Raw genomic sequence first — 13,942 nt, forward strand, 5'->3', positions numbered from 1 at the left:
TAAAGAAAATAAATTATAATATTGACATGGATTTATATCTTTATCCATCAACAAAACTATATAAGGAAGGAGGATTCAAATGGGAAGATTTTTCACATCTACGCAGATTCATAATCCAAACCTGCTTGACAGAAACCGGTTTATAAAATTCTTCAGAGAAGAAATGAAGAAGAATGGCTATGTTACCTGTAACAGCGATGAAAGTGAAATATCCTACATTCTAAGATTTGCAGATGACAAATGGGTGACAATAACTTCAGAAGCCTATAAGCAAGGCAATCGTTTTTCTCAAACTGATGCAGGCAGGATAGCGAAAATGCTCAAGACGATATGTATCAACACAACTGTTATCGACAGCGACTGTGCTATCTTGGAGATGTATGGTGCTGACGAACAAAAGGTTGATACGCTTATTATGGGACGAGCTGACGATTATTTCAGCGAGGATATCCATTTGCCATCTGAGAGCGCATGGAAGCCATTTTTAGCCGATAAAAGTTTATGGAATACGCTTTGCGAGATTGTCAAGGATAGTAAGAGCTATACCTTTGTGGAAGAAGGTTTAGCGAAACTTGCTCCAATCATCGGCATGGACAGTGAGAATATTTTATTCTATCCAGAAGATTCAGATGAAAATGAGCAGACTATTATTCTTGATTTCAAGAAAGATAAAGCTAAAAAAGAGAAAAAGCTTACATTAAATACCCTGTTCACACAAATATATGGTGAGGCGCTTGAACCATTAGGATTTAAAAAGCCTAAATTACGTCAGCCGTATTATGTTCGTGTGATCAATGATGAAATTATACATATAATTGGAATCAATGATATGAAGTCGCATCTGGTGGCATTTGGTGGGGTTGCTACGGTTTATCGTAAAGAACTTTGTCTGGATCATTCATTTCGTCAAAATGAAAGATGGCTTAGAACTTTAATTGATTTCTATGCCAAGTGGCACATTTCAGATAAGCCATTTAATCAAGAAATTCAATCAGGTTTTCATTACCATGAATATATTGAGTCAAAATCTTTATCAAAAGCAGTTCAGAACGCATTGAACGAGTCAATAACATGGATTCTGCCTGTTCTGAATAATGTAAAAACCCTTAAAGATGTTGCAGATTATGACGAATATGTATTCAAAAACCATATCTCTGTTATTTCATTGCCATTACAGGAATCTCTTGCCGCACCATACAGTGATGCATCGATCAGATTCCTTTTAAATGATCCGCTTGCTGATCTTGAACAGAGATATACATCTTCATTGAAACTAATAGATGAAGAAGATATACGCTATAATCGCGCACAGGAAGAAATAATGCGTAATAGGAAAGAATATGAGCAGAGATATAATGAATCATGCGAGAGGCTTCATATGTTTCTTGAAGATAAAGAAATGCATGATCAGACACTTGAAGAACTGGCAAGGCGCAAAAAATATAATATTGAAATGCTCAAAAAATACAATGTTTACTGATTCAAATCATATTTTATGATCTACTAATTAATTTGAAAGGAAAAAAAGATGAAACTTAAAAAAAACATTCTTAAATCTATAGGCATGTTACTTGCTTTTATAATGCTATTCCAGCAAATTCCAGTTGTTGAATTGAAAGCAAATGCCGCATTTCCTCTCCCTAAATTTAGAGTACTGTTTTATACAGATGCATTTAAAACGGGAAATTTTAATAATATAACTGATATTAATGTAGATGATCCAAATTTCCTAGAGCATGCAGCAGAAGCAGCATTAGATGCAGCTAATGGCGGCATTAAATTAAGAGACTGGAAAAAACTTACGGTTGATGATCAGCTTTCTCCCGGAGAAATTCATAGAAGAGTACAGGATGATCTTTGGTTTAGATATGGAAAAAGAGGAACCGAAGGAATAGATATACTTGATGAAGGCGAATTGCCTATTACATATGATAAAAATGCTACTGCTCCGGATATATCTATAGATGGCAAAGATGTAAGTGTGGATGTACCGTCTAAAATGTCCGGACGTGCCGATATTTATAAGAGTAATGAAAATAAAACAACAGGTCTTTGGGAAGTTAAACCGCCTTCATATTGGAAAAAAAATAAAGCATTAGGAATTTTACAGCTTGCTGGATATGTATATTTTGGTGTGGATGAATTTGGAGATCATTCTTTTAGATTTGGTGAAGTTTCCAACAAAAATACTATTACCGGTGGATATTCTTCGTTTAATGCGTATTATCTTTGTACAGATCTTGTAACTGTATGGCCGGAAACAGTAACATATGAATATAACTATTCTATTACAACGGACTCACTGATTATTTATAATTTTAGAAGATTAGAACCTGAAGAGGGTGAACATGCTCTTAGCCCCGCAGCAGCAAGCGCTTTTGCATTTGCTGCAAAAAAACTATTAGATAACTTAAAAGATAAACTTCCCGGAGGTTCAGGCAATTCAGAGCCGCAGCCAGGTTATTCATACAATTATGATCCGGGATACGAGCCAAATCCTGATACTAACCCAGGATATGATCCAAATCCGGGAACAGACCCGAGCTCTGGTCATCATTATATTGATGAGGAGGAGGAAGCACAGTGTCAACGCCTTATAGAAGCTCTTACAAATCCTGTTGTCATTGGCGTTGGAAGTACTATTGTTGCGGGGCTTATACTTTATACTTTAGAAAAGTATTCATCAATGAAACCATCTGAGCTTATTGCTGCACTTGCATCTGGTAATCTTAGCGTAGCTGATGCAATGGGATGCTTTGCACTGCCTGCTTTTGCCGGTTATGGTTATGATGATGAACTAAAAAAATATGTTTATGGCGACGATGAAGAAGATGATGATGATGAAGATGATGATCTGACAGAAGATATTCATGATGAAGATGATGATTATGGAGATGCTGGAAATGCTGCTCCTCCAAGAGATCCGCTCGCAATTGATTTTGGCGCTGCCGGAATCAATCTGACCACACTTGAGAATGGTGTAAATTTTGACCTTGACAATAACGGGTTTGAAGAAAAAACAGCATGGATAGGTACAGAAGACGGTTTTCTTGCTTTAGATGTCAATGGAAATCAGAAAATTGATAACGGAAGCGAATTATTTGGCGATCAGTTTATTCTTTCAAATGGTAAGCGTTCTGAATTCGGATTTGAGGCTCTCAGTGATTTTGATGAAAATAATGATCAGCTTATCACAGAAGAAGATCCCGTTTTCCAGAAGTTATTAATATGGATTGACAAGAATCATAATGGTAAATCAGAATCAGATGAACTTTACAAATTGATAGAAAAAAATATCACTTCAATAAGCGTTGATTATACAGAAGCTGATTACCTTGATACTGAAACAGGAACTTACATGGCTGAAACTGCTGTTGTAACATTAAATAATGCACAAACATCTATCAGTGAATTCTGGTTTGATGTTGATACAACAAAAACTACACATAACGGCAGTGTTACAAGTGGAAATGTTCCTTCTTTTGAGGATGCAATCAATGGAGACGAAACCGGCGAAACAGCTAAGATTTATATGAATTTCCTTTTTACAGATGATTTTGCTGTTAAGCGTTATTATCTCAAACAGTTCCTTTATAAGATCACAGGTTCGGAAAATATTGATCCAAACAGCAGAGGTGGCAATATAGATGCAAGAGACCTTCACATGATCGAGCAGTTTATGGGAAGAACATTCGTTGGTGTTGGCGGTGAAAATCCGAATGCTCCTGCTGCTGAAATTCTCAAGAAGATAGGCAATCGCATTGAAAACATCTATTATTGTATCCTTAGCTGTCAGACAGACTTCAATCACCGCAGACAGAAAATGGTAAATGGCGATACACTTGACATTACACCTTTAACCACTAATATCAGCGGAATGATCGCTTGCGGAGATCCTGAAACAAATCAGCTTATATATGATCTTGGTGTTTATCTCCGTGTTTATGACCACAGAAAAAATACTCACTTCTTTGACGAATTCCTAACATTCTGCAAAACACTTCCTGAAGAGTATGCTGCTATTGCAGACATTTCAGGTTCAGAATCATCCACCTATATCGGTACAAATGATGCAAATAATTACAAAGGTTTATCAAATATTAATTATTTATTCGGACTGGACGGAAATGATAGTTTGACAGGAAATAACGGCAATGATATACTGTACGGCGGCAAGGGCAATGACAAGCTTTACGGTGGAAACGGCAATGATACTTATGTTATTGAAGTAGGTCATGGAAATGATATTATAAATGATACACAGGGTGTAAATTTAATTTTGTTTGCTGATTGCTTTACAGAGGATGATTACAGTCTTTCAGTTGATGCAAATCTTGGCTTTGTAATGACTAATAAAGAAACAGGTGAAAAAGTTTCTGTTCCCGATTTCCTGAAAAATCCGCTTTCATACAAATTCTCATTCGGCGGAAAAGATGCTTCATTCTGCAGCGGCGTTGATCGCGATGTCGTAAACGGATCATTTGCTGATGACTATCTTGAAGCTGGTGACGGCTTCAATATCTTCTACGGCGGCGACGGCGATGACGTACTCAATGGCGGCAAGGACATGGACTTCATGTACGGCGGTGAAGGTAATGACACTCTCAATGGCAGAAACGGTCTGAACGTAATGTTCGGTGAAGGCGGAGACGACACTCTCTATGCAGGTGATGACGGTTCATACCTCAGCGGCGGAGACGGCAACGATAAGATCTACGGCGGCGGCGGCGCTGATGTACTTGACGGCGGCAAGGGCGATGATTTCTTACAGGGAGATCACGGCGACAATACATACATCTACGGCAAGGGCTACGACCACGATATTATAGATGCTTCTTCAGACAACAACACCATACTTATCAAGGATTACACTACAGCAAATATGAAGCTTTCACGTAATCTTCATAACGACCTTATCATTCGCTTCGGTGGCGCAGGTACAAACGACATTCTGACGATAGATCACTTCTTCGACTATAACAGCAACCGCGACATCAGTTTCGTATTTGAAGCTGAAGGCGACAAGGTATACGGACAGTATGAGATCACCGAAAACAGAAAAGTTTCATTCGAGCCTGCTGTTGATGATAACAACGGTCACTGGATGGGCATATATGTAAACGATAATGTTGAGTACCACGCTCTCGGCGGCAATGATATGATCGGCGCAGGAACAGGAAATGATATTCTTGACGGTGGTTCAGGTGATGATACACTCTCTGGAAGTACAGGTATAGATACATACATTTTCGCAAAGGGCTACGATCACGATACTATCAACGAGTGGAGCAATGAAAAGAGCATAATCAAGCTCTTTGACATAACTTCAGACGAGGTAGAATTCGTTGAAAACGAAAACAATGGTAACAGTCTCGATATAATCGTAAAGGGTACAGAAGACGTACTCACTATAAGCAACTTTAGAAACGGAAACGAGACGTACGAATTCAGATTTGCTGATCTTATCACAGGAACAGTAAATAAGGATACTCTTGAATTCATTGCAACAGAAGAATCCGTAAAGATCAAGGCAGATACTATCGCAGCTGCTCAGGAAGCTTTCGAGAACGAAGAAGAATTCGCTATTGACGATACAGACTGGGTAAACACAGCGTATATGCACCTTGATGAAGGTCTTGAATGCTTTGGCGATCCTACAAAGATATTCGACAGAACAAGTCTCTTTGTACCAAACGTGGAAGAGGAATTTGAGACAATAGACAAGACTTACGTTGGACAGGTACCTGCAAGAGAGGCTGATACTATCCCTGCTGATGATATATCCGCGAATATAGATAATCAAATAGTGATTGTTACAGAGAATTTATCAGAAATTGAGAACCTTCTTGTTAATTCATCAGTAGAGTAAAGAATGAAATAATATCTATTATATTTTTTTATTGATGTATTATTTAAAAGTAATCCCGAAAGTAGTTTTTATTTACTTTCGGGATTTTGTTTGTATGGCAACGTGCAGTATATGATGAATACTATTTTGAGTCAATCCCAAAGCAGTCGGTCTTATTTAAGAATACTTTTTTTCAGGATGCTTCAGCAGTCTTTTTGTCATGCTCTTTTTTGCCTTGGAAAATTTTTTCAATTTTTTTCATTTTAGGGCTTGACTTTTATTTGCAGGTTTTTTAAATATATTTTTGAATATTATTACTATCATTCACTTATATTTTATATTAAATAGTTAAAAAATCAAGGATTATTTTCTTTTATCTGCTGATTTTCGCAATAATTGGCAAAAGCAGCAATTTGTGACTATGAAATGTAATTTGAAATCTATGTTCTTATACATATCTGCTTTCAACAATTATATATGGGTGATTCTCAAAGGTTTAATTCTGACGGACGTCAGCAGAAAAAATATAAAAAATTACCGACTTCGCCATTTTGATGTGGTATCATGCAAAACTTCAAAACGTACAGGAACAGCTGAAAGAACGTATTTCAGCGCTCTGGAAGGATATATATGAGCAGCTTATTATTTACATCGTGCATCAGGTGTGATATAATTACGTGATGTATGATATTTTTTTGATAAAAGTGAAATGTAGCTCTGAAAAAATCTGACTTAATATACAGAGGGAGAAAATTCCTCAAGAAAGGAGGCAGATTTGATGGATGATCTATCAATAATTGAACTGCTGCAAAAGAGAAATGAATCGGCTATTAGCGAAATTCACAGTAAATATATGAAGCTTTGCGAATATATTGCGGGAAATGTGCTTTCCCTGCATGAAGATGTCGAAGAATGTGTTAATTCCGCCTGTTACGAAGTCTGGAACAGCATACCGCCCGCAAAGCCCAAAGACTTAAAAAGCTACATATGCCGTATTGTCAGAAATATTGCAATAAACCGACTGGAGTATAACTCTGCTGCAAAACGTAACAGCCGCTACACGGTATCTCTCGAAGAAATATCGGACTGTGTTCCGGCGAATAACGACAGTGACGTAATACTTTCCGACCTCGCTGATACGATCAGTCGTTTTCTACACTCTCAGGACGAAATACACCGCAGGGTGTTTGTACGAAGATACACCTACGGTGATTCGGTTGCGGAAATTGCAGAACGCTATTCGCTGAATGAGAAGACCGTTGCAACATACCTTTTCCGTACAAGAAAAAAGCTGAAAGTATTTCTTAAAGAGGAGGGCTATAACTATGAATAAGAACAATTTTATGAAAGCCATGAGCATGATAGACGAAGAACTGATGCATGAAGCCGACACGCCTTATACACCGGAAGCGGCAGGGGATACATCAAATGAAATATACAGAGAAAACGATGAATCCGATTCTGTTTCGGGAGTCGATGTTTATCACGGCTTTTTATGGAAAAAAGTCCTTGCAGCTGCTGCAACCGTTATGATAGCCGCAGGAGCTGTCGGCGGCGGTGCTTATTATTATTCCAGGCTTAAAGAAAACAACAATATTAACAACATAAATGATAACAGCATGGTTAAAGAAGATGTTGAGACTGATGTGGTCACACAGCCATCGACAGGAACGCAAACGACTAAAACTCAAACAATTACAACTCAAACGACTGCAAATGAACATATCACCATTACTCAGACATATGCAGATACCGAGACGACAGTGCAGGATACCACTCCTTTGTCAAATATTGTCCGCTATGAATCGATCAATCTGCCGGACGGTATTGAAAGCTTCCTGAATTCTGAACGTGCAGCAGACGGATTCAGCTACATTGTCTACTATGGTGAGCAAGGGGATAGGGATATGGCTTATCTGCACATAAGCGAGGATATGCAGACGATAGAGATGTCTGTGCTCACACCACCCGATGATAAGAGCGTCTACGACTTTTTTTACCGAGGTTCTGCATTTGAAGAAGACGGGATATGGGTGATTGTCAGCAAGGAGAGTAAAGACCGGAATGAAGGTGAAAATGTGCAGTATCTCCTCTGCCACTATGCTGAAGACGGAACATTGCTATCCACCGTCCCGGCAAAGGATATTTGGGTTAACACATACACTTACCTGAACAACGAAGGTTTTAACTGTGTGGGCGATATGCTGTATATGACACTGTCAGACGGCAAAATACTGCAAATTGACAAAGAAACAGCGGAAGATTCTGTAATAACGGATCTGGGAATAGATTATGACCACGCCAACAGCTTACGTGACTATAAATTTCTTTGTTTTGACAGAGATGACAAGCCGGTTCTTCTTCAGGAAAAGGTGTACTCTGTTCCGGACAAAAGTGAAATCAAGGAAGCTGTAGTTTATGAATTTGATCTTGCATCCGGCAGTTGCGGACAGACTCTATACTCCATCGGAGAGGATTTGAACAAAATCAGTTTTCTTAAGGGCTGCGGCGAATACCGTTTCTTCATTAACACATACAACGAACTGATCGGCATAAAAGACGACGGCACACAGGAGGTACTTATCGACATTAAAGCCTCTGACCTTGAGACGCAGATCATGAATCCGGACGACTACCCTGTCCCATACACTAACAATCTGTTCGACATAAATATTATTCCGGCCGATGATACACGGTTTCTTGGTCTCTATATGCATTATCCGGAATACAGAACTGAGGCGTTCCGCTTTACCCGAAAGCACGAATCCGAGCTTAATTAAAGGCAACTCTGTGCAAAGACCGCCTTTGTCGCAGTATGAATTCGGTCATTGATATGATCTTCTGAATATAGCTCTGAGAAGACTAACCTGTATTCTTGATTTATGCTGTTTTACGCTTGATATTTTTCCTGACCTGTGTTATACTGTAAAAAACAACACAGACAGGAGTAAACAGCATGAAAAGATTTATCGTGAAACTGCTATTGGCGCTGTTTATACATATACTGTATTTTGTGACAATTGCAGGGATCGGTATTACAAATGCTTTTGTTGGTAAAAAAGCAGCTTTGCTTGAGCTATCACTTTTTACTATAATGGTGATTCTCCTGTTCATATCATATTTCGTTGCACCACTATCATCAAAAGCACATAAGATAATTTACTGGGTCGTTTCAATACAATTTAGTCTGTTTACAGCATGGTTTTGGATGTACTTTATTTCTGGACCAATTTGGAAATACTGACCTGAAAACTGTTCCGCATAATGATTTGCTTTATTCCGGCGGATGGGGAAGATAAGGAGGTGATTGCAATGAACTGTTATGAATACTGAGATCGTCTTTCTGCTGAGTGTGATGCCTTTCATGATTATGCATGCTATCATCTTGAAGAGTTTAAAACTGAATTTGAAAACAAAAAATGCAGAAAGGTTATGTCAACATACGGACGCGGATTAGGAATTGCATCGCCGAGTAAGATGACAAAGTATATTATCAAGAATTACAAAAGCGGCAGAGTAATTAAAACTGTAAAACCGGGACAATTATATAAAGTAACATATTATGACAGTGAGGATTCTCCGCTTGCTATTGAAAGCTATTCACAGCTTTCACCTGACGGAGGTTATACTCAAAGAAGTGAAACGAGATACTTTGTTAATTACGGCGATTCTGTTTGGACTGCATTGTTTTCTGAAAGCGGATTGATTTATAATGAACATTATAAAATAGTGTATGATGAAAATCATCGCTTAAAAGGCTTGTATCAAATTAATGCAGGCAACTCCTTACAGGTAATGGCTGAAGAATACGATTACAGTGAAATCGAACAAGGTATTGTAACCTGTCTTTTCACTGACTATGTTGGCAAAGCAAGCGGAACTTCAAAAGATATTCCTATTGGGTATAAAGGTTCACCAGCCATACAATGGAAATATGTTGTAAATATTGATGAAAAAGGAAAGCATAAGGCAATAACAGTTTATAAAAACATAAATGGAGAATTTGTCTTTAATGAACATGTAGATTTTTGAATTCAATATTTATTAGCCGAGGTCTTAGACCTCGGCTATTTTTTGTAATCCGTAAACCCCGGAAAAGCTTAATGACATTACGTCTCTGCCGGGGGATGCTTATTTGCTAACTAATTTTAATATTTGAGATCAACATAGTTTTTGTAAAACGAATCAAACCGAAAATCAATTCTCGTTTTACAGGCTCATACAAATTTATACTTTCAAGCATATGTGACAGGGATTTATAATAATCCTCACTATTATATATTCCTATCTTATTGTTACCCTTATCGGGATTTAAAATATAGTAACTGTATGAGTTCCGCTACATCTAATGACATATTTTACCATCACTGTTCTGATAAGTAAAAAAAGCTGTTACACTTTTAATTAAAATTTCGTTATTATAAATGGAAACATTTATAATAAAAAATCAATACTTAAAAAGTTACTTGTATGCTATAGAATAAATAACATTTTTAGCAATAATTGATTAGAATAAACAGTTTTTGAAACAATTCTTTTTATACAATTCTTCATCTTGATACTTGAGATTATTATAACTATATTTATGAAGCTGTGATAATGAAATTACTATAATTTGTGGGTTGGGGTTTCAAATTGAATATCAAAGTAATATTTTTATAGTTCACAGTCTTGTGATTGTTATATATTTTATTTGTTGTTTGGTGTATAAGTTTAATGTGCAATATATAAACAATAATCGACTTGTTTTTTTCTATTGTAATAATATATAATGTATAATATATAATGTCAACTGATATTTTATATCATTGGTTAATATTATAAGACAGACAGGAGTGATACTATGAAAACGTAGCACAGTACATCTCATCAAAACAAAAACAGAAAATGATTATTAAACGGAGGTAAAAATGGTTAAGAAATTATTATCAGCTATTCTTTCAATCACGACAGCAGTAAGTTTATTGACATCATTTCCTGCAACAGCTGGAAATACAACAAAAGTACCATATTCTTTAAGTGATGGAATTACAAAGCTTAAAAGCAATCTTTCAACTAAAAATGATTATTTAAAAGCAAAATCTTTGTTAGTCGATTATCGTAAGGCTGTTAGCGATTATAAGGATACTGAAGAACAGATCGCTAATACGGCTAATCCGGTAAAAAAGATTCGTTTGCAGTTTGAGCTTGAAAAACAGGAAAAAGTAGTTAATGAGTGCGCTTTAGAAGTAGCTTCAAGATTAGGCATCAATAGTGATAGCCCAAATGAAATGCAGTTAAGCATCAGCAGTATGCTGTCAGGCCATTTGGATACAAAATTTGGCGAATTTGATTATTCCTTCAATAGTTTTTTTGATTGGCTTTGGGAAATAGAACCCGAAACTATCGATGACAGCGACGGTGACGGCCTTAATGATGAATTAGAAGCAGAAATAGGAACAGATATTAATTCTGCTGATACTGACGGAGATAGCCTCAAAGACGGCGAGGAAGTTGATAAATACTTCACTAATCCTCTTGAAGTTGATACCGACAAGGACGGTCTAAATGATGATGATGAGATCTATTTCTGTACCGATCCCAACGATCCTGATACAGACGATAACGGCATACTTGACGGTGATGAAAAACGCGATCAAAGCTTTGTCTATAAAGCTGAAAACAAAGATAGCGCTGTAACTGAGGTTTTTGTATCGTTGAACGGAACCGGAAATCTTCAAAAAAATATGCAGATTAACAGTATAATGAACAAGGATAGATTGTGTTCAAATGCAGTTGGTCTTGTTGGTGAGCCTTTCTCTATCGAAACATCATCACAGTTTGATGAAGCGACGCTGACCTTCAAAATTGACAAAACAAAACTCGGAGAAACTGATTTCAACAATCTGCTTTTCCTATGGCATGATGAAGAAAATCATGAATTCGTTGAACTTGATACTATCCATGACAGTGAGAATAGTACTGTAAGCGTTAATACTACACATTTCAGCAAATACTTGATTGTTGACAAAGAAGAATGGTATGCAGCATGGGCTAAAAAATTCAATTATAATAATGCTGATATTTCAGGTGCACCATTAGTTAGTTATTATACAGTACTGGCAATAGATTGTTCAGGAAGTATGGAGTGGTATGATCCAATTTCTTATGAAAACATTGATAATACAATGCAGTATACCTGTGAAAGAAAAAAAGCAGCCGAAGGATTTATAAATGTAATGAATCCTAATGATAAATCTGCAATACTCTTATTTACAGGCTATGTTGAGAATTCTCCGAAATTAACTAATAACAAAGATGATTTAAAAGCTGCTTTAGAAGAAATATCAAGCGATGGAGGAACAGATTTCGATGTTGCAATAAATAAGTCAATAGAAATACTCGATAGTGAAAATAAAAACTATACTACTAAAAGAATCCTTCTATTATCAGACGGTGAATCATATGTATCTGATAATACAATTGACAATGCAAAGAAAAAATCCATTCATATCTATACAGTTGGACTTGGTGCCGATTCTGGAGATGAAACGCTGAAAAGAATATCTGAAGAAACCGGTGGTAAATTTTATAAAGCATTTACAGCAGAAAAGCTTGTTGCTATTTATGAAGAGTTTGGAATAAGCGGCGATTTCGACACAACAGATGACGATTATGATAAATTGTATGATGCTGTTGAAATTGCAGGTATAAGACTGGAAAACGGAGAAATAATTAATACAGATCCTACAAAGCCTGATTCTGACGGTGACGGATTTAAGGATGGAGAAGAAATAGATCCTAAAGTTGGCTGTAGATATAATAATAGCCTTAAACAATACTATTTTGTTATGAACTCTGATCCAAACGATCTGAATGACACCCCACCAGTCCCCACGGCCCCCCCCATAGATCCAGATCCTTTACAAGATGAAACAGAATCATCTTATTTCGCTTATGTGAGTGCGAATAGCGCAACATTACGAAAAGAACCTAATGCAGATTCACGTAATTTGCTGCCATCATCATTATCTTATGAATACGCTCATATAATTAAAATAGATAACGAAGTTGATGATACTAATAATGTTAAATCTGAACATGGTAATTATGTACGTAAATGGGGACACACAACGTATGAATATAATGGCAAATCCTATGAGGGATATATTTGCTTAGACAATTTAACGAAAGTTGAATATCCTTCTAATGTTGATAAAGAAGAATTCATTCTTCTATGTAATTGTATTGCACAGGAAGCAGGTCAAACAACAAATGATGAAATCGATCAAATGTTCATATGTTCGGTAGTTTATAACAGATTATCCCATGATATAAAAACTTATGGTAAGTGGGATGAAAAGAGCTATACTTTTTACAATGCTGATGATGAAGATGCTGCGAAGCATCCTAATAATAAGATTTATAAAGTTATCAACTATAATGATGAATTTAATAACCACAAAAGTTATATTAATTATCAGTATGAACATCCGGATTTCCCTTATACTAATAAAGTTACCGCAGCAGTTATTAAAGCTGTAATAAAATTTTATAATGAAAAAAGCGTTGAATATACCGATTACGATTATCATTTCTTTATTACAAAAGACACAAAAGACGCTAATGGTAAAAAAATATCAGAAGTTTATTTTAGTCCGCATCATCCTGAGAAGGGGGAAGCAGCATTAAAATATTACTGTCCTAGTACAGACACATGGGCTGAAGTTCGAGCAAATATCAACTCAGGAGCTCAAGAATTCGTTAACTAATATATTATGTCTTAAAAGAATTTTTATGATACAAAAAACTTCCCTTCCGTACAGAAGGTAATGTCATTAAGCTGAGGAAAAGCAAAATAGTCACAGGATCAAAAAATCTTGTGACTATTTCTTTTTTCTCGATATCCTTACGATCGTTTATGAACAGCAGTATATGTAGAAAACAACACACATTCAGTAGAAAACAGAATAGTCAGTATAAGTCAGCCATATATTGAATATAGCGCTGCAGTTGAACACTCACGGCCGGCGAAGTTGAACAGTACCGTCGCTGAAAATGAGTCTATCCTAAAATTTGTGTAAACCTCCAAAGTAGTGTATAATAGAAGAGACA

At 36.5% G+C, this 13,942-nt stretch carries 7 protein-coding genes; all 7 read left to right on the forward strand.

The features are described from left to right. Positions 1–79 precede the first annotated feature (79 nt). The 7 genes from Q0R37_RS06785 to Q0R37_RS06815 all read left to right on the forward strand — a co-directional run bounded on the left by Q0R37_RS06785 (position 80) and on the right by Q0R37_RS06815 (position 13,599). Positions 80–1,480 carry a hypothetical protein gene (locus Q0R37_RS06785; RefSeq protein ID WP_294752715.1) on the forward strand — a complete coding sequence of 467 codons (1,401 nt, stop codon included), beginning with the start codon at positions 80–82 and terminating at the stop codon, positions 1,478–1,480. A gap of 48 nt (positions 1,481–1,528) precedes the next feature. Continuing rightward, positions 1,529–5,869 carry a hypothetical protein gene (locus tag Q0R37_RS06790; protein ID WP_294752717.1) on the forward strand — a complete coding sequence of 1,447 codons (4,341 nt, stop codon included), beginning with the start codon at positions 1,529–1,531 and terminating at the stop codon, positions 5,867–5,869. A gap of 757 nt (positions 5,870–6,626) precedes the next feature. Beyond that, on the forward strand, positions 6,627–7,181 hold the full coding sequence (locus Q0R37_RS06795; RefSeq protein ID WP_294752719.1) for a sigma-70 family RNA polymerase sigma factor: 555 nt from the start codon (positions 6,627–6,629) through the stop codon (positions 7,179–7,181). Beyond that, on the forward strand, positions 7,174–8,628 hold the full coding sequence (locus tag Q0R37_RS06800; protein ID WP_294752721.1) for a hypothetical protein: 1,455 nt from the start codon (positions 7,174–7,176) through the stop codon (positions 8,626–8,628). The genes Q0R37_RS06795 and Q0R37_RS06800 overlap by 8 nt, the downstream gene beginning before the upstream one ends. A 176-nt stretch (positions 8,629–8,804) precedes the next feature. Beyond that, on the forward strand, positions 8,805–9,092 hold the full coding sequence (locus tag Q0R37_RS06805) for a hypothetical protein (RefSeq protein ID WP_294752723.1): 288 nt from the start codon (positions 8,805–8,807) through the stop codon (positions 9,090–9,092). A gap of 188 nt (positions 9,093–9,280) precedes the next feature. Beyond that, positions 9,281–9,880, forward strand: a complete 600-nt coding sequence (locus tag Q0R37_RS06810; protein ID WP_294752725.1) for a hypothetical protein — start codon at positions 9,281–9,283, stop codon at positions 9,878–9,880. 878 nt (positions 9,881–10,758) lie between these two features. Beyond that, positions 10,759–13,599 (forward strand): VWA domain-containing protein, encoded by a 2,841-nt coding sequence (locus tag Q0R37_RS06815; protein WP_294752727.1) that lies wholly within the window; start codon positions 10,759–10,761, stop codon positions 13,597–13,599. Positions 13,600–13,942 lie beyond the last annotated feature (343 nt).

The organism is uncultured Ruminococcus sp. (assembly GCF_946415235.1).
In the GTDB taxonomy this organism is placed as follows: Bacteria; Bacillota; Clostridia; order Oscillospirales; family Ruminococcaceae; genus Ruminococcus.